Source organism: Nocardia cyriacigeorgica NBRC 100375, from assembly GCF_000308555.1.
Classification (GTDB): domain Bacteria; phylum Actinomycetota; class Actinomycetes; order Mycobacteriales; family Mycobacteriaceae; genus Nocardia; species Nocardia cyriacigeorgica.
Window position 1 is genome coordinate 15,875 of record NZ_BAFY01000210.1, and the last position, 25,164, is coordinate 41,038.

Annotated in this window: 29 protein-coding genes and 1 tRNA gene; 13 read left to right on the forward strand and 17 right to left on the reverse strand. The window is 68.5% G+C overall.

Annotation, left to right across the window (positions count from 1 at the left end):
• Positions 1–142: 142 nt before the first annotated feature.
• Complete coding sequence (locus tag RJ05_RS21625) at positions 143–1,432, forward strand: site-specific integrase (protein WP_036540097.1); 1,290 nt, start codon at positions 143–145, stop codon at positions 1,430–1,432.
• A gap of 78 nt (positions 1,433–1,510) precedes the next feature.
• Here RJ05_RS21625 and RJ05_RS21630 read toward each other — a convergent pair.
• The 5 genes from RJ05_RS21630 to RJ05_RS21650 form a co-directional block, all read right to left on the reverse strand.
• Positions 1,511–1,583, reverse strand: a tRNA-Ala gene (locus RJ05_RS21630).
• A gap of 80 nt (positions 1,584–1,663) precedes the next feature.
• Positions 1,664–2,785 (reverse strand): divisome protein SepX/GlpR, encoded by a 1,122-nt coding sequence (gene sepX, locus RJ05_RS21635; RefSeq protein ID WP_036540099.1) that lies wholly within the window; start codon positions 2,783–2,785, stop codon positions 1,664–1,666.
• Between the two features lie 258 nt (positions 2,786–3,043).
• Positions 3,044–3,694: a GNAT family N-acetyltransferase gene (locus tag RJ05_RS21640; RefSeq protein WP_036540101.1), complete on the reverse strand. Its 651-nt coding sequence runs from the start codon at positions 3,692–3,694 to the stop codon at positions 3,044–3,046.
• A 12-nt stretch (positions 3,695–3,706) separates the two neighbouring features.
• Positions 3,707–4,966 carry a molybdotransferase-like divisome protein Glp gene (glp, locus tag RJ05_RS21645; protein ID WP_036540011.1) on the reverse strand — a complete coding sequence of 420 codons (1,260 nt, stop codon included), beginning with the start codon at positions 4,964–4,966 and terminating at the stop codon, positions 3,707–3,709.
• Between the two features lie 42 nt (positions 4,967–5,008).
• Positions 5,009–5,971, reverse strand: coding sequence for a UTP--glucose-1-phosphate uridylyltransferase (locus tag RJ05_RS21650; RefSeq protein ID WP_051016800.1), 963 nt, complete (start codon positions 5,969–5,971; stop codon positions 5,009–5,011).
• Positions 5,972–6,040: 69 nt separating this feature from the next.
• On the opposite strand from RJ05_RS21650, the gene RJ05_RS21655 reads away from it, so the two are divergent.
• The 4 genes from RJ05_RS21655 to mscL all read left to right on the forward strand — a co-directional run bounded on the left by RJ05_RS21655 (position 6,041) and on the right by mscL (position 8,361).
• Positions 6,041–6,637: a 5-formyltetrahydrofolate cyclo-ligase gene (locus tag RJ05_RS21655; protein ID WP_081597466.1), complete on the forward strand. Its 597-nt coding sequence runs from the start codon at positions 6,041–6,043 to the stop codon at positions 6,635–6,637.
• 91 nt (positions 6,638–6,728) lie between these two features.
• Positions 6,729–7,019, forward strand: coding sequence for an FmdB family zinc ribbon protein (locus RJ05_RS21660; RefSeq protein WP_036540013.1), 291 nt, complete (start codon positions 6,729–6,731; stop codon positions 7,017–7,019).
• Between the two features lie 91 nt (positions 7,020–7,110).
• Entirely contained in the window at positions 7,111–7,824 is a 714-nt protein-coding gene (locus tag RJ05_RS21665; RefSeq protein ID WP_249040484.1) for an SAF domain-containing protein, read from the forward strand.
• Between the two features lie 126 nt (positions 7,825–7,950).
• The gene (mscL, locus tag RJ05_RS21670) at positions 7,951–8,361 is read left to right on the forward strand and encodes a large conductance mechanosensitive channel protein MscL (RefSeq protein ID WP_036540015.1); all 411 of its coding nucleotides are present in this window, start codon (positions 7,951–7,953) and stop codon (positions 8,359–8,361) included.
• A gap of 69 nt (positions 8,362–8,430) precedes the next feature.
• Here the strand turns inward: mscL and RJ05_RS21675 are convergent, their stop codons facing one another.
• The 9 genes from RJ05_RS21675 to RJ05_RS21715 form a co-directional block, all read right to left on the reverse strand.
• Positions 8,431–9,102, reverse strand: a complete 672-nt coding sequence (locus RJ05_RS21675) for an MspA family porin (protein ID WP_036540017.1) — start codon at positions 9,100–9,102, stop codon at positions 8,431–8,433.
• Positions 9,103–9,205: 103 nt separating this feature from the next.
• Positions 9,206–9,868, reverse strand: a complete 663-nt coding sequence (locus RJ05_RS21680) for an MspA family porin (RefSeq protein WP_036540020.1) — start codon at positions 9,866–9,868, stop codon at positions 9,206–9,208.
• A 340-nt stretch (positions 9,869–10,208) separates the two neighbouring features.
• Complete coding sequence (locus RJ05_RS21685; protein ID WP_036540023.1) at positions 10,209–10,877, reverse strand: MspA family porin; 669 nt, start codon at positions 10,875–10,877, stop codon at positions 10,209–10,211.
• A gap of 64 nt (positions 10,878–10,941) precedes the next feature.
• On the reverse strand, positions 10,942–11,616 hold the full coding sequence (locus tag RJ05_RS21690; protein ID WP_036540029.1) for an MspA family porin: 675 nt from the start codon (positions 11,614–11,616) through the stop codon (positions 10,942–10,944).
• Positions 11,617–12,163: 547 nt separating this feature from the next.
• Complete coding sequence (locus RJ05_RS21695; RefSeq protein ID WP_036540031.1) at positions 12,164–12,352, reverse strand: hypothetical protein; 189 nt, start codon at positions 12,350–12,352, stop codon at positions 12,164–12,166.
• Complete coding sequence (locus RJ05_RS21700) at positions 12,349–12,843, reverse strand: MogA/MoaB family molybdenum cofactor biosynthesis protein (RefSeq protein ID WP_181062483.1); 495 nt, start codon at positions 12,841–12,843, stop codon at positions 12,349–12,351. Before RJ05_RS21700 ends, RJ05_RS21695 begins: the two co-directional genes overlap by 4 nt.
• 59 nt (positions 12,844–12,902) lie before the next feature.
• Positions 12,903–14,162 (reverse strand): S1C family serine protease, encoded by a 1,260-nt coding sequence (locus RJ05_RS21705; RefSeq protein WP_036540035.1) that lies wholly within the window; start codon positions 14,160–14,162, stop codon positions 12,903–12,905.
• A gap of 112 nt (positions 14,163–14,274) precedes the next feature.
• Positions 14,275–15,822: a HAMP domain-containing sensor histidine kinase gene (locus RJ05_RS21710; RefSeq protein WP_051016801.1), complete on the reverse strand. Its 1,548-nt coding sequence runs from the start codon at positions 15,820–15,822 to the stop codon at positions 14,275–14,277.
• Between the two features lie 12 nt (positions 15,823–15,834).
• Entirely contained in the window at positions 15,835–16,521 is a 687-nt protein-coding gene (locus RJ05_RS21715) for a response regulator transcription factor (RefSeq protein WP_036540040.1), read from the reverse strand.
• Positions 16,522–16,881: 360 nt separating this feature from the next.
• Between RJ05_RS21715 and RJ05_RS21720 the strand changes: the two genes are divergently transcribed.
• The 7 genes from RJ05_RS21720 to RJ05_RS21750 all read left to right on the forward strand — a co-directional run bounded on the left by RJ05_RS21720 (position 16,882) and on the right by RJ05_RS21750 (position 22,910).
• Positions 16,882–19,746, forward strand: coding sequence for an ATP-binding protein (locus RJ05_RS21720; RefSeq protein ID WP_036540125.1), 2,865 nt, complete (start codon positions 16,882–16,884; stop codon positions 19,744–19,746).
• Complete coding sequence (locus RJ05_RS21725; RefSeq protein WP_014352949.1) at positions 19,743–20,156, forward strand: roadblock/LC7 domain-containing protein; 414 nt, start codon at positions 19,743–19,745, stop codon at positions 20,154–20,156. Before RJ05_RS21720 ends, RJ05_RS21725 begins: the two co-directional genes overlap by 4 nt.
• A gap of 7 nt (positions 20,157–20,163) precedes the next feature.
• Complete coding sequence (locus tag RJ05_RS21730; RefSeq protein WP_036540042.1) at positions 20,164–20,538, forward strand: DUF742 domain-containing protein; 375 nt, start codon at positions 20,164–20,166, stop codon at positions 20,536–20,538.
• Positions 20,528–21,154, forward strand: coding sequence for a GTP-binding protein (locus RJ05_RS21735; protein WP_014352951.1), 627 nt, complete (start codon positions 20,528–20,530; stop codon positions 21,152–21,154). Before RJ05_RS21730 ends, RJ05_RS21735 begins: the two co-directional genes overlap by 11 nt.
• A complete protein-coding gene (locus RJ05_RS21740; protein WP_051016802.1) occupies positions 21,147–21,965 on the forward strand; it encodes an MHYT domain-containing protein in 819 nt (272 codons plus the stop codon). The genes RJ05_RS21735 and RJ05_RS21740 overlap by 8 nt, the downstream gene beginning before the upstream one ends.
• Positions 21,966–21,984: 19 nt before the next feature.
• Positions 21,985–22,248: a hypothetical protein gene (locus tag RJ05_RS21745; protein ID WP_130917840.1), complete on the forward strand. Its 264-nt coding sequence runs from the start codon at positions 21,985–21,987 to the stop codon at positions 22,246–22,248.
• Between the two features lie 437 nt (positions 22,249–22,685).
• Positions 22,686–22,910: a hypothetical protein gene (locus tag RJ05_RS21750; protein ID WP_036540046.1), complete on the forward strand. Its 225-nt coding sequence runs from the start codon at positions 22,686–22,688 to the stop codon at positions 22,908–22,910.
• A 77-nt stretch (positions 22,911–22,987) separates the two neighbouring features.
• Here RJ05_RS21750 and rpmF read toward each other — a convergent pair whose 3' ends face one another.
• From rpmF to mrf, 3 genes are all read right to left on the reverse strand, one after another.
• On the reverse strand, positions 22,988–23,161 hold the full coding sequence (rpmF, locus tag RJ05_RS21755; RefSeq protein WP_036540048.1) for a 50S ribosomal protein L32: 174 nt from the start codon (positions 23,159–23,161) through the stop codon (positions 22,988–22,990).
• A gap of 1 nt (position 23,162) precedes the next feature.
• On the reverse strand, positions 23,163–23,447 hold the full coding sequence (locus RJ05_RS21760; protein ID WP_036540051.1) for a type B 50S ribosomal protein L31: 285 nt from the start codon (positions 23,445–23,447) through the stop codon (positions 23,163–23,165).
• Positions 23,448–23,520: 73 nt separating this feature from the next.
• Positions 23,521–24,810, reverse strand: a complete 1,290-nt coding sequence (mrf, locus tag RJ05_RS21765) for a ribosome hibernation factor-recruiting GTPase MRF (protein WP_036540053.1) — start codon at positions 24,808–24,810, stop codon at positions 23,521–23,523.
• 106 nt (positions 24,811–24,916) lie between these two features.
• Between mrf and rpmB the strand changes: the two genes are divergently transcribed.
• Positions 24,917–25,153 (forward strand): 50S ribosomal protein L28, encoded by a 237-nt coding sequence (gene rpmB, locus RJ05_RS21770; RefSeq protein ID WP_014352957.1) that lies wholly within the window; start codon positions 24,917–24,919, stop codon positions 25,151–25,153.
• The last annotated feature ends 11 nt before the right edge of the window (positions 25,154–25,164 follow it).

Genomic DNA, 25,164 nt, shown 5'->3' on the forward strand with positions numbered 1-25,164 from the left:
AGGATCGGAAAGGACCTTCGTTGGGATCTGAACGCACTCGATGCCGCGATGGAGGCACAGCAGGACCGGTGACATCGATTGCGGGGAACCTCCAGTGAAGCGCGGCAGACCGCCCCGGCCGATCGGCGTTCCGGGCAAACTCATGCTCGTCGAGCTTGCTCCCGGACACTGGAGTGCGCGGCTTCTTGTTCGCGATGCGTCCGGACGACGCCGGGATATCAAACGGGTCTCACCGGTGAAACTGGATGCGCTTGGGCGCAAGATTCCGGACCGCACAGGCCAGCGAGCGACCGACGCGGTCCTCGCCGCCGCGATGACCATCAGCGTGGACCTCGGCGGGGAACTGTCGAATTCGGCGACCGTCGCCCAACTGTGGAAGCACTACCGGGCACACCTCCTCGAGCAGGACCGCGCCGCCAGCACTCTGGACCGCTACGATGCCGCAGCGACCGAGTTCAACACTGCCTTTGGGGAGCGTCGCCTCCTCGAGGTGACCACGTCCTCGATCGAGGCTTATCTGACGTTGGTCGGGCGGGCCAAGGGGCCATCGACCATGCGAACCGCTCGCACTGTGCTCTCCGGCATGTTCCGCTACGCCGTCCGCCAAGCTGCCCTCACCGTCAACCCGGTGCGCGAATCGAAGATGGCCCAGAATGTCGAAGCTAAGGGCCGTACGGGCGGAGCGCGAGAGATCACGGTGGACGAGCTTCGGTTCATCCTCACCGCCGTGCGCACCTCACAGCAGCCGTGCCCCCGGCTGTTGTCACGTGCCGAGAGGTCCCGCGCGACACCGGTGAAGTCGTACACCCCGCCCACCGTCGCCGACTACTGCGACTCCGCCGACCTGGCCGACCTGATCACCCTGTTCGCAGGCACAGGTCTGCGGCGGAGCCAGATCCTGGGCCTGCTGTGGTCCGACATCGACCTCACGGCCCGTACCCTGCGTTGCACCGGCAAGGTTGTGCGAGTCAAAGGCAAAGGCCTCGTTCGCGACACCAAGGACGAGGACCCGAAGAACCGCGCCGGTGTGATCGCGCTACCCGACTTCGCTGTAGAGATGCTGACCCGGCGCAGGAAGGCCCTCGCGGCTCGCAAGCTCGCATCCCCAGCCGACCCGAACACCCCGATCCTCGATCTGGTGTTCCCGTCGGCGGTGTGGACTCTGCGCGACCCACAGAACGTTGGCCACGAATGGCAGCGGGTGCGGACCGCCCTGGGCCTAGCCGATGACATCACCGCCCATAGCTTCCGGCACGCAGTAGCGACGATCCTCGACGACGCCGGCCTATCGGCACGTATCACCGCCGATGTCCTCGGTCATGCCGATCCAGCCATGACCCAACGCCACTACATGGCCCGCGGACGGACCCACCACGCCGCTGCGGCAGCCCTCGATCAGGCGGTGGCCAGCGCGTCACGTGCGGCGAATTAGCTGGGAGTTAGTTGGAAGAAACGAGAGAAGGGGTGCCGCGGATTCTTCCGCGGCACCCCTTCTGACCTTGCAAAACTGTGGAGCTAAGGGGAATCGAACCCCTGACCTTCTCGATGCGAACGAGACGCGCTACCAACTGCGCTATAGCCCCGTGCGGTTCTGGCGGGAACCGCGCTGTGACACTGTAGCAGGAGGCGGGCGCCGATTCCGAATCGGGCCCGCCACCTGCGGTTATTCTCCGGCGGCGCGGCGCATGTCGCCGCCGGCGGCGCGGTTGCGGACGGCGCGGGCGGCGGTGGCGTCGAAGGCTTCGAGGTGTTCGAAGGCCGGGTCTTCGTCGTCGGGTTCGAGGAGTTCGGAGCGGCGGCGCAGGGCGCGGGCGGTGTCGCGGTCCATGCCGCGGCGGGCGGGGCGGGCGGCCTGCTCAGGGCGTTCGGCTTCGGGGCGCTGGGTGCGCGCGAGCCGGGCGCTGCGGCGGCGGCGGATCTCTTCTTCCATCCTGACCTGCTTGCGCAGGTAGGCCAGGTAGGTGACGAGGACGGCCGCGGACAGGCCGCAACCCCACCAGAAGACGGGTGCGATCGCGACCGCGAGCGCACCGCACAGCAGGGCGGTGAGGACCAGACCGAGCACGGCGCGCTGACGGAAGGTGTAGCGGGCGGCGCGGGCGATGGCGTCGGCTTCCGGGTCGAAGCCGCCGCGGCCGCGCCGGGTGGGGATGAAGTCGGTTTCTTCGGTGTCGTGTGCGTCGGCGACGGCGGGCAGGGCCGGGCGGGCCGGCGGGATCCGGGCGGAGACCGCGTCGCGCGAGGAGTCCTCGGGGTCGTAGGGGTCGCCGGCGTCATGATCGGCACGATCGTCGTGGTCGGCCCGGTCCTCGTAGTCGTCGGCCTCCGCTTCGGCGTCGAGCGGCTCGGCCGGTTCCGTGTCGTCGTCGACGTCCGCGGCCTCGGCCGCCGTCATCTCATCGAGTTCCGTCTCAGCCACCGCCCGGGGGGTCGCCTCGGCGGTGGTGGCACGGGCCACGCCGGCATCGGTGACGTCTCCCGGCGTGTTGTGTTCGTCGTCAGCCTCGGTGACGGGCTCGTCGGCCGAAGTCGTCATCCGATCCTCCGCATCATCGCTGTGGGGACGCTTTCTCTGCACTCGTCTCGGCCGCCAATCGGGGTCGCTGTCGTGCCCGGCGGCGGGTCCGGACCTGGTGCGCCGCTTCGAACCTCCGCGATGCAGCACCCGGGTGGCGAGCGCCGTGTCGGTGGTCTGCCGGATCCGGGGATGCCGGTCGGCCAGTATCGGAAACAGGACGAAGACCCACAGTACGACCAGGCCGATCCACAAGATCGAATTCGGCATCGCCGTCAGCACCTCCGTCCCCGCCTGATCCAGTTCCGACCCACGCCCCGCGGCCCCGTCGCGGTGACTGTTCCGGCTGCCGCACAGGCGCTGCGGCATGGTCGCCGGGCGGGTCGCAGGCTCCCTGCCGATGGCGCAGGGCGCACCACCGACGTCCGTAGGTTAATTCCGGGTAGGAGCATGGTCCGGCAGGCGCGCCGTGCACATCCGCCACACCCGTCACATTTCCACCATGGTGGCCCGTCGTCGGGCCCGCGTTCAGAGCAGCGTCAACCGGCCTTCCCGAGCCAGCCGGTCCACCACTGTCCCGGCCACCTCTTCGACGGTCAGGCCGACGAGCAGATGATCGCGCCACGCCCCATCGACATCCAGGTAGCGGCGTAGCAGACCTTCCTCACGAAATCCGACGTTGCGCAGCACCGCCTGGCTGGCCAGGTTCTCCGGCCGCACGGTCGCCTCGACCCGGTGCAGTCCGACCGGCCCGAAACAGTGGTCGAGCCCGAGCGCGAGCGCCGCGGTCGCCACACCTTGACCGCCGAGGTCCTTGGCCACCCAATAGCCGATCCACGCCGAGCGCAAGGCCCCGCGCACGATATTGCCGACGGTCAATTGGCCGCTGAAGGCGCCGTCGACCTCGATGACGAGCGGGATCATCGCCCCGCGTCGAGCCTCGGCTTTCAGGCTCGACCACAGCGACGGCCAGTTCGAGGCGTGATTGCGCGCTTCCCAGGCGCCTCGCCCGGTGGGCTCCCACGGTTCCAGATGCTGCTGATCGCGCAACCGGATGCGGCTCCAGGCGGCGGCATCGCGCAGCCGCACCGGCCGCAGGGCCACCTGCCCGGCCGCGACCCGCACCGGGCCGAGATGCGCGGGCCACCCAGGGTGCTGGGTGGCCCGGAAAACGTTCATGGTCTCCACGTTTCAGCCACGCTGCGAGAGAAATGCGACCTGGACCTCGTCGCCGGTCCGGATCTCGGTGTCGTCGGGATCGACGACGATGAGGCTGTTGGCCTCGGCCAGCGTCGCCAGCAGATGCGAGGACGCTCCCGCCCCCGAACCCAATGGTTGCACCAGGTACTCGCCGGTGGCTTCATCGCGCATCAGCTGAGCGCGCAGATAGCCCTTGCGGCCCGCCATCGATTGGATCGGAGTGATCGTGCGGGCGTGCACGATTCGCCGCATCGGCTGCCGTCGCCCGAGCGCGATCCGGATGAGCGGACGCACCATCACCTCGAACACCACCAGGGCGCCGACCGGATTGGACGGCAGCAGAAACGTCGGAACCTCGTCCCGGCCGAGCCGCCCGAAGCCCTGAACGGATCCGGGATGCATGGCGACCCTGGCGATCTCGAGTTCGCCGAGTCCCTCCAACGCCTCGCGCACCTGCTCCGAGGCCCAGCCGCCGACCGCACCGGCGATCACCACGACCTCCGAACGCACCAGCTGACCCTCGACCACATCGCGCAATCGGCGCGGGTCGGCGTCGACGATGCCGACCCGGTTGACGTCGGCGCCGGCATCGCGCGCCGCCGCGGCCAGCGCATAGGAATTCACGTCGTACACCTGGCCGGGGCCGGGCGTGCGGTCGATGTCGATGAGTTCGGCGCCCACCGAGATGACCGACAGCCGGGGCCGCGGATGCACCAGCACCTTGTCCTGACCTACCGCGGCCAGCAGGCCGACCTGCGCGGCACCGATGATGGTGCCCGCCCGCACGGCGACATCGCCTGGTTGCACGTCGTCGCCGATGCGGCGCACGTAATCGCCGGAGCGCACCGGCTCGTAGACCTTGATCCGGGCGCGGCCGCCGTCGGTGAAGTCGATCGGCAGCACCGCGTCGGCCAGCGTCGGCAGTGGGGCGCCGGTGTCGACGCGCACGGTCTGGCGCGGCTGCAACCGAATCGGCTGCCGCGAGCCCGCGACCACCTCACCGACCACCGGCAGCGTCAGATCGACGAGTTCGCCTTCCTCGTCACGGATTTCGGCTCCCGCCGAGGCGACGTCGACGCTGCGCACCGCATAACCGTCGATGGCGGCCTGGTCGAAACCGGGCAGCGGCCGTTCGGTGACGACGTCCTCGGCGCACAGCAGGCCCTGGGCCTCGGATATCGCGACCCGGACCGGCCGGGGCGCGACCGCCGCCGCGGTCACCTTGATCTGCTGATCCTCAACCGAGCGCATCCAGCCCTTCCCGATCTCCCTCGCCCCTCGGGCGATCCGTTCCTACGCCGTCACCTGCGGATCCCAGTCGGGGCCCAGCCGATGCTGCAGCCATTCCCGCAGGGCGGGACCGTATTCCTCCCGCTCCAGCGCGAAATCCACTGCAGCACGAAGATAGCCGCCCGGGTTGCCCAGATCGTGGCGCGACCCACGGTGAACCACGGCATGCACCGGATGCCCCTCGGCGATCAGCAGCGCGATCGCATCGGTCACCTGCAATTCGCCGCCGGTGCCCGGCTCGATCCGGCGCAGCGCGTCGAAGATCTGCCGGTCCAGCAGGTATCGTCCGGCGGCGGCGAAGGTGGACGGCGCGTCGGCGAGATCGGGCTTTTCCACCATGCCTTTGATCCGCAGCACATCCGGCTCCTCGGCACCGCCCGCCGCCACCTCGACATCGAGGATGCCGTAGGCGCTGACCTGATCCTTGGGCACATCGAACGCGCACAGCACCGTACCGCCGAACTCGCGCCGCACCCGGCTCATCACCTCGAGCACACCGCACGGCAGCACCAGATCGTCGGGCAGCAGCACCGCGATCGAATCCTCGTCGGCGTCGAGGACGCTCTCGGCCTGGGCGATCGCGTGCCCGAGACCGAGCGGCTCCTCCTGCACGACCGAGGTGACGTCGATCAGGCCCGGCGCCTTGCGTACTTTCTCCAGCAGCTGGAACTTGCCGCGTTCGGCGAGAGTGCTCTCCAGCATCAGGTCCTCGACGAAATGCGCGACCACACCGTCCTTACCGGGTGAGGTGACGATGACCAGCCGGTCGGCGCCGGATTCGGCGGCCTCGGCGGCCACCAATTCGATACCGGGGGTATCGACGACCGGCAGCAACTCCTTGGGCACCGTCTTGGTCGCGGGCAGGAATCGGGTCCCGAGCCCCGCCGCGGGCACGACCGCAGTACGGAAGCACGACTCCACCGCCGCGCCCGCCGTCGTGCCGAGCTCGCCTGCCTTCGCTGTCATATGCACACCTTATCCGTGTAATACGTCGTCCAAGCCTGCTTCGCGGCGGCCTGGCGCCCGCATGAGCCTATGGTGATCACCGTGAAGATGCCCGGTGAGCGCGATAAACATGCCTGGCGGTTGGAGATTCTCGCGCAGCGGGCCGCGGTGTCCGACGCCGACCGGGCGCACGAGGCGGCAGCGCTGGCAGCGACGGCCGGGCAAATCGAGGTCGGCGACTGGGTGTGCGCGTATGTCCCGGTGCGGGGCGAGCCTGGCTCGCAGACGATGCTGGAGGCGCTGCGGGCGGCCGGCGCACGGGTGTTGCTGCCGGTGACAGGGCCGCCGGGGCCGCTGGACTGGGCCGAGTACACCGGTGCGGCGAGTTTGCGCGCCGCCCGCTTCGGGTTGCTCGAGCCGAGCGGACCGGCGTTGGGCACTGCGGCGGTGGCCCGCGCGAGTGTGATTCTCGTCCCTGCGCTGGCGGTGGATAAGCGTGGTGTGCGGCTCGGGCGAGGCGCCGGCTACTACGACCGGACGCTGCCGGCCGCCGATCCGGCCGCTCGTCTCGTTGCCGTGGTTCGTGACGCTGAGCTGGTCGAACGACTTCCCGAGGAACCACACGACCTGCGCATGGGCTGGGCGTTGACGCCGCGCGGCGGGCTACGCAGGCTGTCCGCCGAATGATCACCGGCCCGCCCGGGAATGAAATCCCGGGTGGCAATGTTGGCACTGTCGGCTGTAGAGTGCTAGATCGACGAACCCTGCGGAGGATCCTGTGCCAACTTATTCGTACGCGTGCACCCAGTGTGATAACCGCTTCGACATCGTTCAGTCCTTCACCGATGAGGCGCTGAGCGTCTGCTCGGAGTGCTCGGGCAAGCTGCGCAAGCTGTTCAACTCCGTCGGCATCGTATTCAAGGGCAGCGGCTTCTACCGCACCGACAGCCGCGGTGGCGCGTCCACCGCCAGCGAGCCGGCCAAGTCCGACAGCGGCTCCTCCTCCGGCTCCGACTCGAGCTCGTCGGCCGCCCCCGCGGCCGCAGCGAGCACCGCAGCCGCAAGCTGACCCGTCTCGCGGGTTGTGCACAGCCCGCGAGTTGTCCACAACCCGTCGTTCACCGGCCCCGGGCCGCTGATCCGCGCCATACGCTCGGCGCATGATCCGAATGTTCACCGGCCCTCGCCGACTCGTTCCCCCACGTTTCGGCGACGGGCCGCTCGGCCGCGGCGAGACACTGCGGGAAGCATTCTGGAATCGGCCGCCATGGGCCGACGGGCTGCTCGCCAGGCGGATACTCGCCGGCGTTCTCGCCGTCGCGGCGGTCGTACTGTTGCTGCGCGGTGATCCCGATACCGACCGCGCACGCGTCGTCGTCGCGGCCCGCGATCTGGCACCGGGCCATCTGCTCACCTCATCGGACCTGCGAGTCGCCGACCGGGAAGCCGGGACATTACCCGCCGGCGCCGCCCGCGATCCGGGCGCACTGGTCGGCGCCACCTTGACCGGCGCCATGCGCACCGGGGAGATCCTGACCGATCTGCGTGTCATCGGCCCGCGGCTGGCCGCCGTCGCCGGTGGTGCACCGGATGCCAGGATCGTTCCGCTGCGGCTGGCCGATACCGCCGTCGCCGACATCCTGCGCGCGGGCGACCGCGTCGACGTCATCGCGGCCGACGAATCCGATCGTGCCGCCCGGCCCGCGCGCACCCTGGCCACCGACGCTGCCGTGGTCCTGATCTCCGGCTCCCCCGGCACCTCATCACCGACGCGATCGGCGGAGCGGGTCGTCCTGGTGGCAATGGGCGCCGAGAACGCGGCCGCCGTAGCGGCAGCGTCGTTGAGTACCGCCCTGACCGTCGTCTTCCATTGACATCGATCACGTCTGGTGGCCGATGCCATCGTTCGCCGAGCGTTAGCCAGCGAGGTCCATTAGCATCCGGGAAGACCGGCACCCGGCCGCGGGCAGTCGGGTCCGCACACCGAAGGAGATGGGGCATTGCTCAAGGGGTTCAAGGATTTCGTGCTTCGCGGAAACGTCGTCGACCTGGCCGTCGCGGTCGTCATGGGTACGGCGTTCGTCGCGATCGTCACCGCGTTCACCAACGGGATCATCAATCCGCTGCTCGCGGTTTTCGGCAGCCCGAATGAGCTGGGGCTCGGTTTCCGGTTGGTTGCCGACAATCCCTCGACCTTTATCGAGGTCGGCCCGATCATCACCGCGTGCATCAACTTCCTGATGATCGCGGCGGTGCTGTACTTCGTGTTGGTGATGCCCTCGACGCATGTGAAGAAGCGCTTCGCCAAGGAGGAGAAAGAGGAAGTGCTCAGCGACAACGACCTGCTGATCCAGATTCGCGATCTGCTGGCCGAGGGACAGAAGACCGGCGGCGGGCGTCACGAGTACTGATCCCGATGCATCACGACGAAAGGGCCTGTCGCCGAGTGCGACAGGCCCTTTCGTTCGTGCGGGCAGAGATCAGCCGATGCTGAACGGCTGTCCCCACAGGGTCACGACCGACATCACGTTCTCGGTCTCGACCTTGACCTTCACGAACGCCCGCGCCTGCGCGTAGCCGGCGCAACCGCTCAGGCCGATGGTCTCGTCGGCCCAGGTGACGCTGCCGCTCTTGCCCTTGAACTTGTTGCGCTTCTCGTGCGACTCGTTGCCGAAGTCGTCGGCCTCTTCGAGGTCGAGCACGTAGAAGGACTTGGCCTGGCCGGGGCCCAGCGACAGCTCGCCGCCGCTCTCGGCGCCGACACCGAAGGACTCGCCGTCCCAGGTGCCCTCACCGGAGACGCCGCCCTCGACGCCGCCGCCACCGATGTTGACCTGGCAGCCCACGACATAACCGGGGTAGATCTTGCCGCCCTTGGCGCCCGAGCCACCGGACAGTTCGACCTGCGCGCTGGCCGAGACCCACGCGTTGCGGTGCACCGGGGTGGAGCCCATGGACGGGTTGATGTTGGCCGACTCACCGACCAGGCGGACCGTGACCACGGTGCCGTCGGACAGGGTGCGGACGATTTCGCCGCCGGGCAGCGGCACGAAGGTGTCGGCATTGGCCGCACCGGTGGAGAACAGGCCCATCGCGACGGCCGCGGCGGCACCCGCACCGGCCGCACGCACGATGCTCTTACGGTTGATCATTGTGTAATGCCCCTCTGGGGTTGATTCGCTTCAGCGAGAGATTGATTGGCGGATTCGAGACACATCGGTCCATTCCGGCCGAGGCGGCCGGGCAGACCCGGAATCAGCCGATGCTGAACGGCTGGCCGTAGAGGGTGGTCTTCGAGTAGTGGTCGCCGATGATCTCGACCACGGTGTAGGCGCGGGCCTGCGCGTAGCCGGCGCAGCCCTGGATCTCCATCTCGACGTCCTGGTACTCGACGGAGTAGACACCCGGCTTGGTGATGTCCTTGTACTCGATCTGGACGAACTTGACCTCGCCCGGACCGAGCTCGAGGCCCACCGAGCCACCGACGGAGGCGCCGTCGAGGTCGACGCTGCCGGAGACGCCGGCCGAGATGGCCTCGTCGCCGATGCTGACCTGGCAGCCCACGATGTAGCCGGTGTTCAGCTGCGAGGTGCCGTGGGTGGAGGAGTTGTTGGTGCCGGGAGCACCGGTCGGACCGTTGTTCGGGCCCACTTCACCCTCGGGGGTGGCGGTGACGTCGGCGCTCGCGATACCGGAGACCCAGACGGTGCGACCGGCACCGTTGGCCGCCAGCGACGGCGAGACCAGCGCGCTCTCGTGGGTGCGCTTGATGGTGACGCCGGGGCCGATCTTCTCACCGTCCGGCAGCGGCACGAAGGCGTCCGCGTTGGCGGCGCCGGCCGAGAACAGTCCCATGGCCACGGCGGCGACGGCGCCGACGCCCATCGCGCGCGTGACGTTGGTGCGGTTCTTGCTCATACTTCCCCTCATCAGGTTTTCAGCGACAACCCCGTTCGCACGGGGATGGCCTACAGCAGGCTCAGATGAGCGTGCTCGAAAGCGCTGACTGCCAGATGAACCCGAATCGGCACAGTGCGTGAACAGTCGGGGACGGCATTTCGTCCGCGGCATGGCAGCAAGATGAGGTGAAGGTAGCCGAGAGGTTACGCAGATCGGCCGAATCCACCGCGACAGCGACGAATTCGCCGGTCGCGGGCCGAAAACAGCAGAACGCGGGCCTGTCACGATTGTGACAGACCCGCGTTCATTTCACTGGTTGCGTTTGCTCAGGCCATGTGCGGGCCCGAACGGGAGCCGATCAGCCCAGGCTGAACGGCTGACCCCACAGGGTCACCACCGACATGACGTTGTCGGTCTCGACCTTGACCTTCACGAACGCCCGCGCCTGCGCGTAGCCGGCGCAACCGCTCAGGCCGATGGTCTCATCGGCCCAGGTCACCGAGCCGCTGGTGCCCTTGAAGGCGTTGCGCACTTCATGCGACTCGTTGCCGAAGTCGTCGGTCTCTTCGAGGTCGAGGACGTAGAAGGACGCCGCCTGGCCGGGGCCGAGCGACAGCTCGCCGCCGCTCTCGACACCGACGTTGCCGGACTCGCCGTCCCAGGTGCCCTCAGCGGAAGCGCCACCCTCGACGCCGCCACCACCGATGTTCACCTGGCAGCCCACCACGTAACCGGGGTAGATCTTGCCGCCGACGGCGCCCGAGCCGGACAGCTCGACCTGCGCGCTGGCCGACACCCAGGCATTGCGGTGCACGGGGGTGGAGCCGAGAGAGGGGTTGATGTTGGCCGATTCGCCGACCAGGCGGACCGTCACGACGGTGCCGTCGGACAGCGTCTTGACGATTTCGCCGCCGGGCAGCGGCACGAAGGTGTCGGCGTTGGCCGCACCGGTGGAGAACAGGCCCATGGCAACGGTGGCGGCAGCGCCGAGTCCGGCCGCCCGCGCCACGATCTTACGGTTGATCATGTTTGTACCCTTCGAGGGTCGAATTCGCTCGAGGCGAGAGGTTTGTACGGTCGAATTCGACGACTCAGCCGATGCTGAACGGCTGCCCGTAAAGGGTGGTCTTCGAGTAGTGGTCACCGATGATCTCGACGACCGTGTACGCCCGCGCCTGCGCGTAACCCGCGCAGCCCTGGATCTCCATCTCGACGTCCTGATACTCGACCGAGTAGTGACCCGGCTTCAGAATGTCCTTGTACTCGATCTGGACGAACTTCACCTCGCCCGGACCCAACTCCAGGCCGACCGAACCGCCGACCGAGGCACCCTCGAGATCGACGCTGCCGGACACGCCGGCAGAGATGGCCTCGTCACCGATGCTCACCTGGCAGCCCACGATGTAGCCCGTGTTCAGCTGGGAGGCACCGTGGGTGGAGGAGTTGTTGGTACCCGGTGCGCCGGCGGGGCCGTTGTTCGGGCCCACCTCGCCTTCGGGGGTGACAGTGACGTCCGCGCTCGCGTTGCCCGAAACCCAGACGACGCGACCTGCGCCGTTGGCCGCCATGGACGGCGAAATCAACGCATGCTCATGGGTGCGCTTGATGGTCACACCCGGACCAACCTTCTCGCCGTCCGGCAACGGCACGAAGGTATCCGCGTTCGCGGCCCCGGTCGAAAGCAGACCCAGGGCCACGGCGGCTGCGGCGCCGACGCCCGCGGCACGGGCTCCGCGGCGCAAACCGTTGGTGCGGTTCTCGCTCATACTTCCCCTCATCAATTTTTCTCGAACAGACCAGCCTCGACCGTCGAGGCTGGACATCGGTCCTCACAGGCCCAGCTCAGTGTGTCGCCTATTTGTTGCCGTTGTGTAACTCGCCGTTATTTCAACGCAAAGCTCGACCAGCGCCGGGCCGCACCGTACTCCGCGCGGTCTGCACATTCGTGCAGGCCACTGGACTGCGAAGACGGTTGCGATGGCCCGAGGCGAGATTAACCGGCGGTAACGGAACGGACAACGAAAGTATTCGTCAAGGCGCTAGTGATCTGTATCACATAGACAAAATGCTTATATCGCTTGACGTGCATAAATGCAGGACTCGAGTTCCGGTGAAGTAGCCGAATTGACCCGGGCAGGGTGGCGGCGCCATCGGCGAATACGGGACGAGAACGTATTCCGGAGGCCACCGGAACACCAAAGAGCTTGAACCTTGAATGGTCGAGAAAGCTACGCGTCAGTAAATACGTAGCAGGGCAGTAGATAGCGGCGGGGCATCGTCGCCGCGGGAGATAGCTGGAACGCGCGCGAGCACTCAGCCGTGATGTGGCGGTACCTGCGACCGCAACCAGTCGTCGGTGTTCGACGGCGTGTCGCGATCGTCGCCGCGTTCGTCGCCGGTGGTCTCCGGGAGCACCTCACCGAAGATGCGCGCCAGACGCGCGGCGTCCCCCGGCCGGCGAACCGGACGGGGGACGTCGCTGCGATCGTCGGCAGAACTCATTCGTCCAATCCGGACAGTTCACCGATCACGCGGCTGGCGAGCGGACCGAGGGTCGCCATGCCGTCGCGAATGGCCGAACGGGTGCCGGGCAGGTTCACCACGAGGGTGCTGCCGGAGATGCCGGCCAGACCACGCGAGAGACCCGCATCGAGCGAACCGGCGACGCGGCCCGAGGACCGCAGGGCCTCACTGATACCCGGCAGCTCACGGTCGAGCACCTGCGAGGTGGCCTCCGGGGTGACATCACGCGGCGACATACCCGTGCCGCCGACCGAGATGACCAGGTCGACACCGCCGATCACCGCGGTGTTGAGCGCGTTGCGGATCTCCACCTCGTCGGCCTGCACCGTCACCGACGCGTCGACGAGAAAGCCCGCTTCGGTGAGCAATTCGGTGACCAGCGGGCCGAGCGAATCCTCACCACCGTGCGCGGTGCGGTCGTCGACGACCACGACCAGTGCGCGTCCTGCCACGGAACCATCGATGTCCATGGTGCTCACCGTAGCGTCACCGCCGAGCATCGGCTCCCATCCCCCGTGCACTACCTGCATCACCGCACTCCCCCCGTCGACACCGCGTCGAGGGTCACCTCGACCGTCTTGGCGTTTCCGCCCTGTTCATCGGTATATGTCACGCTCACCTTGTCTCCTGGTCGGCTGGAACGGACGGCGGCGACCAAGGCGTCGCCGGAGTCGATGGTGCGGTCGTTCATGCGGGTGACCACCGCTCCGGCCGGGATCCCGGCCTTGGCGGCGGGCCCGTCGGGGGTCACCTCGAGCACCCGTGCACCGCGCACGCTGTCGTTACGCGGCACGGTGATGCCGATCTGGGCATAGGTGGCGCGGCCGGTCTCGATCAGCTCTTCGGCGACGCGGCGGGCCTGATCGACCGGGATGGCGAAGCCGAGCCCGATCGAGCCGCTCTGCTGGCCGCCGAGATCGGAGCCGCCGAGCGTGGCGATCGCGGTGTTGATGCCGATCAGTTTGCCGGTGGCGTCGACCAGCGCACCGCCGGAATTGCCCGGGTTGATCGCGGCGTCGGTCTGGATGGCGTCGATGACGGGGTTGGGCGTCGAAGGGTCGGCACTCGGCTGACCGGAGGTGGACACCGGCCGGTTCAGCGCCGAGACGATGCCGGTGGTGACCGTGCCGGCAAGGCCGAGCGGTGAGCCGACCGCGATGACGGGCTGGCCGACCTGCAGACCGGCCGAGCTGCCGAGTTCGATCGGGGTCAGGCCGGTCTTGCCCTCGACCTTGATCACGGCGAGATCGGACACCGGATCGGCGCCGACCATGGTCGCGGACGCGGTGCTGCCGTCAGCGAAGGAGACCTCCATCTTCGCGCCGGGGCCGCCGCCCGCGGCGACGTGATTGTTGGTCAGGATCAGACCGTCCGAGGACAGGACGACCCCCGAGCCCTCCCCCTGCGCGCGGTTGCTCGCGACCTTGATCATCACCACGCTCGGCAGCACGCGCTGGGCCACCGCCTGGGTGGAGCCGGCCGGCGCGGTGGAGGCGTTGTCGATCTTGGGTTTCGGTGCGTCCAGGGCGTTGGTGACGGTGGTGCCGCCGCCGTCGTTGCCCGCGACCAGCGCCCCGACCGCGCCGCCGACACCACCGCTGACCAGCGCCAGCGCCACCGCGCCCGCGACAAGGCCGGTGCGGACCGGACGTTTGGGGGCGGGCTGCGGCTCGGGAACCGGGGCCTGGCCGTACGGATGGCCCTGCGGACCGGGCGCCGAGTGGTAACCCGGCGGCGGCACGGCACCGGGTTGCGGGCCATACGGTCGATCGGTGAAATCCTCGGTCATGGTTACTCGTTTCTTTCTCACGTCGTGCCATCCAGCGTGACGCCGACTGCTGAGAGCGGACTGAGACCGTGCTTGAAGTTCGCTGCGGATCGAACGGCTCGCCTCGTTCGGCCTACCGATCCGCCTCGTCCTCGGCGGCCGCCGCCGGCGCCGCCTCACCGGGCAGCACGATGCGGATCAGCGCGCCGCCACGTTCGGACGTATCGATCGTGATGGTGCCGCCGTGTTTTGTCACGACTTGTTTCACGATCGCGAGCCCGAGGCCCGAGCCCGGCATCGAGCGCGAGGCGGTGGTCCGGTAGAACCGCTCGAACACCAGCTCGCGTTCGGCCGGCGGGATCCCGGGACCCGCGTCGTCGACCGAGAGTTCGAGCAGCCCGCGGCCGACCTCGGCCATCCCGACCCGCACCTGTGCTCCGGCCGGGCTCCACTTCGCGGCATTGTCGAGCACGTTGAGGATCGCTCGCTCCAACCCGGCCTCGTGGCCGTAGACGAACCACGGCCGCAGCGCCGCGACGAACTCGATGGAGCCACGGCGGCGGCGCGCGCGTTCGAGCGCGCGTTCGGCGACCTCGCCGAGATCGACGCGCTCGTAGACGGTTTCCGGCGCGTCTTCCCGTGCCAGGTCGACCAGGTCACCGACGAGGGTGGACAGCTCTTCGATCTGGGCGACCACATCGGCGCGCAACTCGGCCATGTCCTCGTCCGGAATCCGCGGCGCACCCGGCCTGCCCGCGGCGATCAGCAGTTCCATATTGGTGCGCAGCGAGGTCAGCGGGGTGCGCAACTCGTGGCCCGCGTCGGCGACCAGCCTGCGCTGGCGGTCGCGGGATTCGGCCAGGGCGCGCAGCATGGTGTTGAAACTTTCGGTGAGCCGGGCCAGCTCGTCGTCACCGGTGACCGGGATCGGCGTCAGATCATCGGTGCGGGCCACCCGCTCGGTGGCCGCGGTGAGCCGGGCGATGGGCCGCAATCCGGTGCGCCCGACCGCGGTGCCCGCCGCCGCGGCCAGCAGCACACCGCACCCGCCGACCACGAACAGCAGCCAGGCCAGCCGGTCGAGCACCTCACGGGTGGGTTCCAGACGCTGGGAGATCACCAGCGTGACACCCGAATCCATGCGCCTGGCCAGCACCCGCTGGTTGTTGTAGGTGCGCAGCGAGGACGTCTGTTCGCCCTTGGCGACCGCGATCTCCTCGGTGCCGATGGGCGGTTTGGTCGGCTGCGGCGGGATGTAGACCGGGAGGCTGTCGGGTGGACGCTCACCCTCCGGCGCGGTCGGCGAGGACACCGAGAACGGGTAGATCAGGCCGACGCCGATGTTGTTGGAGAACAGCGTCGCCACCCCGAGCGATTGGAAGGCCATGCTGTCGATATCGCCGCTGATCATGGTGGCGGCCCTGGCGCGCAACTGGGCGTCGACGTCGCCGTAGAGGGCGCGCGCCACCATGGCGTAGGCGGCGATGGAGGTGACCGCGACGGCGATGGCCACCACCGAGGCGGCCAGCAGCGTCACCCGCCAGCGCAGCGAGACCGTGCGGGTCAGCGGCGTCGGCGGGCGCATGGGCGCGGGCTCGGCGCCGCGCCGGGGCTGTCCCAGCGGTGCCACGCCCGCGGCGGTGCCGGATTTACCCGGCCGTTTGGAAGCTGAACGTGCCATGTCCTCGCCCGCCTACGGCGGTGTCTCCCGCAGTACGTAGCCGACACCGCGCACGGTGTGGATCAACCGCGGTTCGCCCTCGGCCTCGGTCTTGCGGCGCAGGTAGCCGATGTAGACCTCGAGGGCATTGCCGGAGGTGGGGAAGTCGTAGCCCCACACCTCCTCCAGAATCCGGCCGCGGGTCAGCACCCGGCGCGGATTGGCCATCAACATTTCCAGCAGTGAGAACTCGGTGCGGGTGAGGCTGATCGAACGAGATCCGCGCAGCACTTCCCGCGTGACCGGATCCAGCGACAGATCGGCGAACCGCATTGTTTCCGAGATCTCGCCCGGATCGCTGGTGCGCCGGCGCAGCAGCGCACGCAACCGCGCGAGCAATTCTTCGAGTGCGAATGGTTTCGGCAAATAGTCGTCGGCGCCCGCGTCGAGACCGGCGACTCGTTCGGAAACCGAATCCCGTGCCGTCAAAACCAGAATCGGCAGATCGTCGCCGGTGCTGCGCAAACGGCGGCAGACCTCGAGGCCGTCCAGGCGCGGCATCATCACATCGAGGACGAGCGCGTCCGGTCGCTGCGCGGTGACTTTGTCCAATGCGTCGACACCGTCGACCGCGAGGTCGACGGTGTAGCCGTTGAAGGTCAGCGACCGCCGCAGCGATTCCCGGACGGCGCGATCGTCGTCGACTACCAGAATGCGCATGTCACCAGTTTGACCGCATCGACTGAGAGCGGACTGAGAGGGCCGCTCCGACACGCCGCCACCACGGCGTTCCACGGCAGAAATGTTTGCCCGTCCGCCGACAACTGATCGTGACCTGCGCATTTACCGGATTGCACGGCCGCGGCGCTCGCGCGAGATCATTCGTTCGCGAATCTTGTTCTGCTCGGCCATATTCGAGGTTTAACGTGGGGAACGTCCAGATTGCCGATGCTCCCGCTGCGGGGTATGTTCCCTGCGGTAAAAAGAAGACCTCAGGTTGGTTCTGGCGCGGTTCACATCGAATCCAGAACTCCCCACGCACGGCCGGGGTCACTCGTGATGCGGAGGCGACACAAGCGGATGGAAGCTGCACCGCGACCCTGGCAATTCAGCCTGCCCAACTGGTCGGTTACCCGCAAGGTCGGCATCGTGCTCGTGCTGCCGGTGGTACTGGCCACCGCGTTCGCGGTACTGCGGATCAACAATGAACTCCAGACCATGGACCAGTTGGACGCGGCCACCGAACAGGCCATCATCATCCGGCCGATCGTGAGATTCGGCACCGCCACCGAACATCTCGCGGTAACCGCGACATCGAGCTGGGGCAACCCCGCCGATCCGCGCACCGACGCCGCGCTGACCCGTTTCGATCAGGCCCTGGCGGACATGGAAACCGCCCTCCAGGACACCGGGGTCAGCAGCAAGGTCACCTCCGAGCTGTCCTCGGCGGTGGCCATCGGCACCACCATGCGCAACAGTCTGCGCAGCGGATCACCGGCCATGGTCGGCGATCAGGCCGACGAGATCGGCATGCGCATCGGTAACGCGCTCGCGCTGTCGCCGTCGGTGGAAGACCTCGTCATCCAGCGATACTTTCTCCAGCTGACCACGATTCAGACCGCGCGCCGCGTGCTCACCGAGCAGCGCATGCTGATCAGCTCACCCGATGCCGCCCGCAACCCGAGCATGCGGGCCAGGGTGCTCACCTCCGCGGGCGCCGAGCTGACGATGATCTACCAGTACGGCCAGATTCTGCCGGAGCTGGCGGGCAACATGCGGCCGCTGCTGGACGCTGTCCAGACCCGTCTGGCGACCTTCAGCCAGAACACCGCCGACCCGGCGAGCAATCCGGCGGTGCTCGACTCGTTGCAGGTCAGCGCCGACACCTATGACGCCACCACCGCGCAGCTGACCGACATCATCGACGCCGCGCTGCTCGACCGCACCACCACCGCGCAGAACAGCGCCCTGCGCGAGACCACGATCGTGATGGCGGTGCTGCTGGCGGGCCTGGCGCTGGCGCTGGCCGTCGCCCGGACCCTGGTGGTCCCGGTGCGCAGGCTGCGGCGCGACGCGCTCGAGGTCGCGCACGTCAAGCTGCCCGACGAGCTGTCGGTGGTGCGCGCCGGTGGCACCACCCCCAAGATCACCCCGGTCGCCGTGCACACCACCGACGAGATCGGCCAGCTGGCCCGAGCCGTCGACGAAATGCACGAGCAGGCGCTCAATCTCGCCGCCGAGCAGGCCCGTCTGCGCGTGCAGATCGGCAACATGTTCGAGACCCTGTCGCGGCGCAGCCAGTCGCTGGTGGAACAGCAGCTGGCGCTGATCGAGGATCTCGAACACGACGAGGACAACAGCGAACGGCTGCAGAGCCTGTTCCGCCTCGACCACCTCGCCACCCGCATGCGCCGCAACGGCGACAACCTGCTGGTGCTCGCCGGTACGGCGTTGCGCCGCGGCCAGCTGCAGCCGGTGCCGCTGTCGGACATGCTGTGGAGTGCGGTCTCCCAGGTCGAGGACTATCAGCGGGTCGAGATCGGCACCGTGCCCGACGGAATCGTCGCCGGTGAGCCCGCGGTCGACATCGAGCATCTGCTCGCCGAGCTGATCGACAACGCGCTGCGCTACTCGCCGCCGACCACGCCGGTCGCGGTGACGGTCGCGCGCGCCGTCGACGGCGGCTACCTGATCGAGATCACCGACCGCGGCCTCGGCATGTCGGCCGAGGACCTTCAGGCCACCAACGAGCGCCTCGCCTCCGGTGGTGAGGTCACCGTCGAAACCGCCCGCCGGATGGGTCTGTTCGTGGTGGGCCGGCTGGCCAAGCGGCACAACATCACCGTCAGCCTGCGCCGCACCTCGACGATGGCCCAGCAGCCCGGTATCACCGCGAGCGTGCATCTGCCCGGCGCTCTGGTCGCGCCCGCGATGGACGACACCGACGGCAAGCCGCCGACCGATCCGTTCGCGGCGCTGCCGCCGGGCACGCCGCCGCAGCGCACCCTGGTGTCGGTGCCGAGCCTGCCCGAAGCGCCCTCCCCCGCACCCGAATCCGAGCCGGTGCCGCTGTCGACGTGGGGTACGACGAGTAACGGCCTGCCGCAGCGTCGCCCGTCCATCCGGGTGGCGGAGTCGCCGGAGCAGCCGTCGGTCTCGGTGCCGGCGAGTGCGCGCACCGATTCCGGTGCCGAACGCTCCGATGCCGAGGATCGTTCCGGCAACGCCCCGTTCGGCCCCCCGACGCCCGAGCCGCATCCGGGCGACGCCGAGACCGGCCCGAACCGGATCGTCTCCGTCGAACCGGAGGGAGAGCCGACGGGCCTGTGGGCCGAAACCACCGAGCACCCGATCGTGACGCCACAGGCCCAGACCATGGCACCGCAGGCCGAGACGACGGCGCCACCAGCGGAGACCACGGCGCCACCGGCGCAGCCGCAACCGCGGCCGACCACCGCCGGGTCCGGCCTGCCGATCCGGCGTCCGGCTCCGGTGCGGGACGAGCCGCAGCAGACGCCTTCGGTACAGCAGCCGCAGCAGCCCGAGACCGTCACCGTCACCGCCGAATCCGCGGCGGCGACCACGACCTCGACGCGTCTGCAGCCGGTCGGCGGCGATTCGCCGACCCCGATCTATCAGCGCATGGTCTCGGAGTGGCTGGTCGAGCCCGCCACCGCCCAGCCGTCGACCGGCACCTGGTCCTCCCCCGCGGACGCGGGCTGGACGGCGGCCGAGGATGCCGCCAAGCCGACCACCAGCGGCCGGACCGTCGGCGGCCTGCCGATCCGCAGGCCGGGTGCGCAATTGGTGCCGGGTGGCCTGGCCCCGGTCGAAGAAGCGGGCACTCGTGACCCGGAGGAGATCCGGAACAACCTGACCAGGCATCTCAGTGGGGTCCGCAGCGGGCGGGCCGAAGCGCAGCACAACGACGGAGGGCTTGCATGACCAACCCGAACCCGAACAGCACCACGGACGAGAACCTGAACTGGCTGGTCGCCCGGTTCACCCGGGACGTACCCGGTGTCTCCCACGCGGTCCTGGTGTCGGCGGACGGCCTGTTGCAGGCCACCAGCCCGCATCTGCCCGCCGACCGCGCCGAACAGCTGGCCGCGGTGACCGCCGGTCTCGCGAGTCTGTCCACCGGTGCCGCACAGCTTTTCGACGGCGGCAAGGTGATGCAGTCGATCGTGGAGATGCAGCGCGGCTATCTGCTGGTGATGAGCGTCGGCAACGGCTCGCATCTGGCGGTGCTGGCGAACAAGTCGCACGATATCGGCCGCATCGGCTACGAGATGGCGCTGCTGGTCGATCGAGTGGGCTCGGTGGTCTCCGCCACCGCCCGCACTGCCGTCTGAGTGACCCATGTCCTCATTCGGCTCCGGCCCGTACAACCGGCCGACCACTCGCGTCAGACCCTATGCCCTGACGTCGGGGCGCACCGAGCCCGCGGTGGACCTGCCGCTGGAGGCGGTCATCGAGACCATCTCCTATACCCCGCGCGGTGATTGGCCCTCCGGTGACATCCGCATCGAGATCCTGCGTCTCGGTGCGCACCTGCTCTCAGTTGCCGAAATCGCCGCACACCTGGATCGTCCGCTCGGTATGGTCCGGGTCGTTATCGGCGATCTCGTCGTGGACGGGAACCTGCGAGTGCATTCGACTCTGACCGAACAGGCGAGCTATGACGAACGCCGTTCCCTGATGGAGAGGACATTGCGTGGACTCCGTGCCTTATAGGAGACCGGATCGGGGCTCCGCGCCCGAGGACACCGACAACCGCACCGCGTCGACCAAGATCGTCGTCGCCGGTGGTTTCGGTGCGGGCAAGACCACTTTCGTCGGTGCGGTCTCGGAGATCGTTCCGCTGCGCACCGAGGCGATGGTCACCCGGTTCTCCGACGGTATCGACGATCTTGCCGATACGCCGGAGAAGGAGACGACCACCGTCGCCATGGATTTCGGCCGGATCATCCTGCCGGGCAACCTGGTGCTCTATCTGTTCGGCACGCCCGGCCAGCGTCGTTTCTGGTTCATGTGGGACGACCTGATCCGTGGCGCCATCGGTGCCGTCGTGCTCATCGATACCCGCAGGCTGGAGGACAGTTTCGCGGCGGTCGACTTCTTCGAGGCGCGTAAGCTGCCGTTCCTGATCGCGGTCAACCGGTTCCCGGACGCGCCGCGTTTCCCGATCGCGGAACTGCGTGAGGCGCTGTCGGTGCGCCCCGGTGTGCCGATCGTGGATATCGACGCCCGCAACGCCGTCGAGGTGCGGCAGGCGCTGGCCGCGGTGACCGAGTACGCGATCTCGGAGCTGCAGGCCATGGAACTGGAAGGGGCCGCCAGGCATGGCTGACACGCTGGCTTCGGCGACCGGTCTGCTCGCGGCCGAGGCGAACGCCGAGATGGAGTGGTTCGCCATGGGGTACTGGCTCATCGGGCTTTCGCTCGGTGTGTCCGCGCTCGGCGCGCTGGTCGGTCTGGCGTGTGTAGTGCACGGCAGGCGTTCGGCCCGGTTCCGTCCGGTCTGGCTGGGGGCAGCGGCGATCTCGATCGGCGGCGTGGGGATCTGGCTGGCGACCGCGGTGCCGCTGCTCGGGGTGGCGGTGCCGGGGACAGTGTTGCGCTATGACGCGGCCACGCTGGGCGTTTCGCTGGCGGTGATCGTCATCGCGGTGTTCGCGGGGCTGGTGATCGTCGGGCGCGAGCTGCGGTTGCCGCGGTTGGTGGCCGGCGGGCTGGTGATGGGGCTCGGCGCCGGGCTGATGCAGTACCTGCAGGTGTCGTCGGTGGATGTGCAGGGCTCGGTGGAGCTGACGGTGTGGCTGCTGGTGGTGGCCACGGTGATCGCGGTGATCGTCGCGACCGGATGCCTGTGGGTGTTCCAGTCGATGCAGGTGCTCGCGGCGCGGATCGGCACGATCGTCTTGTTCGCCGCCGGGGTGGCAGGCGTCTATTACACCGGTGTGGCCGCGCTGGGGTTCACCCTCGACGATGCCGCCGAATCTCCGGCCGGGATGCAGTTGTTCGACTTCGTGTTCCCGATGTTCGTGCTCGGTTCGCTGGCGTTGGCGTTGCCGATCACCGCGGTGCTGGTGGCGCCGGATCGGCGGGAGCTGGCCACGGTGGATCCGGCGCCGCGTCCGGTGCTCGAGCCGGCGCGCTGAGGCGGGGCCGGGGGATGTGGTGACGGCCGAGCAGGAAGCGCTGCTGCGTGAGTTGCGGGAGCAGATCGGGGAATTGCGCGCCGAGGTCAGCGACTTGGAGGCGACGGTCGCTGATCTGGTGCAGCGGGTCGAGCAGCTGGCCGGACCGTCGCTGTGGTGGCTGTTGTCGCTGCCGGTCGCGGTGATCGGTGAGGTGCTGCGGCGGGTCGGTGCGGTGGTGCCTGGTCTGCCGCGGTGCGAAGGGGCGGGTCCCGACGGAGCCGCCGACGTGGATCGCGGCTGAGCTCGCGTGTCCTCACGCGCGGCGAGAATCGCGGCGGAGGCGGGGGTTTCGGCGAGTGCCGGGAGAGTTCTTGGCGATGAGCGGGTTCTCCCTTTCGGGAGAACCCGCCCTCTCGAACGAGGGTACCGGCGGGCTATCCCGAAATCATCAGTGCAACAGGACTTTTACCCAGGCCAAAAACCAACTCTCAGTATGAATTTCGAGAGCTGGCAATCTGATCGCAATCGGCCCTTCGACTGTATCGCCAAGTCGCTTCACCAGCAAGGATAACCAACTGATTGCCATAGCGCCGCGAACGCCGGGCGAGCACGCCGGGTGAACAGCCGGGAAATAGTGGCGCGCCGGTAGCCGACTTCCTCTCGACTTCAGACCCCCTGACGCCATCGCGCGCGCTATCGTCGCAGGCGCACATGCAGGTTCGTCCGAAGGAGTTTCGTATGGCCGTCAACGTTGTGCTCGACAAGGTGCTCGACAAGGAGTACGAGAACAAGTCCCTCGCGGAAATCCTCGCCGCGCCCCCGTCGGCGCTCGCCGGCCTGACCGAGGCTCATGACAAGCAGCTGCTGGATGCCCTGAAGATCAAAACGATCGCGGATCTGGGCAACAACAAGTTCTTCCAGCTCGCCGCTGCCCTGGTTCAGCTCAAAGAACAAGAAGGCTGATCACTCCGGCGACATGCGAAGGGGCGGCGTCACGATCGCGTGACGCCGCCCCTTCGCACTGCGGGCGAACGGATCCCTCAGATCCGTTCCGGGTCGATCAGCCCGCGACGCACCGCCTGGACCAGACGGCGCGGAACCCGATGCACGACACCACCGACCGTGACCGGCACCAGGTCCGGCGGCGTCGCTTTCCAGTTCGAGCGACGGCTGCGGGTATTGGACCGCGACATCCTGCGCTTGGGAACCGCCATGTCAGCCCTCCCCTCGTCCGGGCTGGGGCTGCGCACCGCGCGCCCGCTTGCCGTATTTGCGCTCGAACTTCTCCACCCGGCCCTGGGTGTCGAGCACCCGGTGGGCGCCGGTCCAGAACGGGTGTGAATCCGCGGTGACGTCGACCACCAGCAAGGGGTAGCTCTGTCCGTCGGACCAGACCACGGTCCGGTCGCTGGTCGCGGTGGACCTGGTCAGGAACTGTTTGCCGGTGCTCGAATCCTCGAACACCACCGGGTGGTAGTCCGGATGAATCCCTGCTTTCATCGATCGTCCTTTCTGTCGTGCGGTCGATGTCCTGTGCGCACGGGAAGCGCGCGACGCGACCGGATTCGGTGCTTCACTCGGCGCCGCGTTGATCTCCGGCGATCGGCAGCCCGGTCGACTCGGCGGATTCGCACGGGTCGGCATGCCACTCGCCGAACGGGTCGTCCCACTGCGCCACCCGCTCGGGTGCGCGCTCCACCAACCGCAATTCGTCGTCTTCGACCAATGCCCAGTGCAGGGCCTGCCGGATATCGGCCGGGTCGGCGTCGTGCACCAGGACCACCAGCGAGACATCGCGGTCGCCGAAGCGGTCGTCCCAGCGCAGCGCGGCCATGGCCCGGCGGTCCGGATCGGCCTCGGCGAGTTCTTCCGGCGTCATCGCGGCCAGCCAGCGGCCCGCGCCGCCGACCCGCAAACCGCCGCCGGCCGATTCCAGCCACACCACCTCGTCGGGCTGGGTGGCCAGCCACAACCGCCCGCGTGCGGTGACCACACCGTCGAACAGCACATCCAGCGCTTCGTGCAGACGCGCGGGATGGAACGGGCGACCTGCGGCGAATTCGACCAGCGTCACCCCGTGCTCGGTACCCAGCGGTGGCTGACCGCGCAGCAGCGGCGCGTGGGCGTCGAAGATCCGGCCGCGACGCGAATCCGCCGGGATCCGGGTGAGCAGCGCGTCGACCTCGGCCGGGCCGATCGCGTCGGCCGCACACCAGTGCACCGGAGCCTGCGGGACGAGCCGGGTGAGGACGGCGCCCAGCCGTTCGCGGTCCAGCACGTCGACCTGGTCGGCGCCGGTGACGATCAGCGCGTCGGCGAAATCGACCTGGCCGACGGCCACCTGCGCCACGGTGCGGTCGTCGTCGGCGGTGGCAAGACCGCTTTCGGCCAGGGTCTCGTCGCCGGTCGCGTCGGCCAGCCACACGCGAGCATCGGCGCAGGTCAGCACGGCCTCGATGCGCACGTCACGCCGAGCGGGACCGTCAACCCGGCCGACCACACCGGCGACGACGACGTCCTCGATGGCATGACATACCGCTTCCGCCTCGAAGGCGGGGTCCAGCGCGAGCACGATGCGCGTCACCGAATCGCGGGCGGCCAGGGTGCACAGCAGCGGGAGCAGATCCGCGCGCAGCGTGCACGAGACACACCCGTGGGCAAGCTCGAGCACCTCGACGCTCTCCCTGCCGCCGTCGCGCACCGTTCGGCGGACGATGCCCTCCCGCAGTTCGGCCAGATCGTGGCGGACGACGACGGTGCCGGGGGAAGCGCCCAACGCACGGGCCACCTGGTCGACACCCTCGGTGGCGCGCCCGGAGGACCCGGCGACCACCACGACCGGTGTTCTGCGATCGGGAATCACAGCAACCCCTTTCGGTAACGGTTTTCATTAACAGCTCGCCACACGGTACAGTGCCGAACGGTCGTTGTCGAAAACGATTGTCATCACCTAATGGAGGGAGCCCGCCATGTCGGCCCACTGCCAGGTCACCGGCCGCCGGCCCGGTTTCGGCAAATCCGTCTCGCATTCGCACAAGCGGACCAACCGCCGCTGGAACCCGAACATCCAGCGCAAGACCTACTACCTGCCCAGCGAGGACCGCCGCATCACGCTCACCGTCTCGGCCAAGGGCATCAAGACCATCGACCGCGACGGGATCGAGGCCGTAGTGGCCCGCATCCGCGCGCGCGGCGACAAGATCTGAGCGGAGAACCA

Coding starts and splice junctions, on each gene's coding strand:
- RJ05_RS21730 (WP_036540042.1), top strand. CDS start 20,164: ATGTCCTCATTCGGCTCCGGCCCGTACAACCGGCCGACCACTCGCGTC.
- glp (WP_036540011.1), bottom strand. CDS start 4,966: ATGCGCTCGGTTGAGGATCAGCAGATCAAGGTGACCGCGGCGGCGGTC.
- RJ05_RS21675 (WP_036540017.1), bottom strand. CDS start 9,102: ATGATCAACCGTAAGAGCATCGTGCGTGCGGCCGGTGCGGGTGCCGCC.
- rpmF (WP_036540048.1), bottom strand. CDS start 23,161: ATGGCGGTTCCCAAGCGCAGGATGTCGCGGTCCAATACCCGCAGCCGT.
- RJ05_RS21760 (WP_036540051.1), bottom strand. CDS start 23,447: ATGAAAGCAGGGATTCATCCGGACTACCACCCGGTGGTGTTCGAGGAT.
- RJ05_RS21680 (WP_036540020.1), bottom strand. CDS start 9,868: ATGAGCAAGAACCGCACCAACGTCACGCGCGCGATGGGCGTCGGCGCC.
- rpmB (WP_014352957.1), top strand. CDS start 24,917: ATGTCGGCCCACTGCCAGGTCACCGGCCGCCGGCCCGGTTTCGGCAAA.
- RJ05_RS21700 (WP_181062483.1), bottom strand. CDS start 12,843: ATGGACATCGATGGTTCCGTGGCAGGACGCGCACTGGTCGTGGTCGTC.
- RJ05_RS21750 (WP_036540046.1), top strand. CDS start 22,686: ATGGCCGTCAACGTTGTGCTCGACAAGGTGCTCGACAAGGAGTACGAG.
- RJ05_RS21715 (WP_036540040.1), bottom strand. CDS start 16,521: ATGCGCATTCTGGTAGTCGACGACGATCGCGCCGTCCGGGAATCGCTG.
- RJ05_RS21725 (WP_014352949.1), top strand. CDS start 19,743: ATGACCAACCCGAACCCGAACAGCACCACGGACGAGAACCTGAACTGG.
- sepX (WP_036540099.1), bottom strand. CDS start 2,785: ATGCCGAATTCGATCTTGTGGATCGGCCTGGTCGTACTGTGGGTCTTC.
- RJ05_RS21655 (WP_081597466.1), top strand. CDS start 6,041: ATGGTGATCACCGTGAAGATGCCCGGTGAGCGCGATAAACATGCCTGG.
- RJ05_RS21685 (WP_036540023.1), bottom strand. CDS start 10,877: ATGATCAACCGTAAGATCGTGGCGCGGGCGGCCGGACTCGGCGCTGCC.
- RJ05_RS21720 (WP_036540125.1), top strand. CDS start 16,882: ATGGAAGCTGCACCGCGACCCTGGCAATTCAGCCTGCCCAACTGGTCG.
- RJ05_RS21705 (WP_036540035.1), bottom strand. CDS start 14,162: ATGACCGAGGATTTCACCGATCGACCGTATGGCCCGCAACCCGGTGCC.
- RJ05_RS21650 (WP_051016800.1), bottom strand. CDS start 5,971: ATGACAGCGAAGGCAGGCGAGCTCGGCACGACGGCGGGCGCGGCGGTG.
- RJ05_RS21710 (WP_051016801.1), bottom strand. CDS start 15,822: ATGGCACGTTCAGCTTCCAAACGGCCGGGTAAATCCGGCACCGCCGCG.
- RJ05_RS21740 (WP_051016802.1), top strand. CDS start 21,147: ATGGCTGACACGCTGGCTTCGGCGACCGGTCTGCTCGCGGCCGAGGCG.
- RJ05_RS21640 (WP_036540101.1), bottom strand. CDS start 3,694: ATGAACGTTTTCCGGGCCACCCAGCACCCTGGGTGGCCCGCGCATCTC.
- RJ05_RS21690 (WP_036540029.1), bottom strand. CDS start 11,616: ATGAGCGAGAACCGCACCAACGGTTTGCGCCGCGGAGCCCGTGCCGCG.
- RJ05_RS21625 (WP_036540097.1), top strand. CDS start 143: ATGCTCGTCGAGCTTGCTCCCGGACACTGGAGTGCGCGGCTTCTTGTT.
- RJ05_RS21665 (WP_249040484.1), top strand. CDS start 7,111: ATGATCCGAATGTTCACCGGCCCTCGCCGACTCGTTCCCCCACGTTTC.
- RJ05_RS21695 (WP_036540031.1), bottom strand. CDS start 12,352: ATGAGTTCTGCCGACGATCGCAGCGACGTCCCCCGTCCGGTTCGCCGG.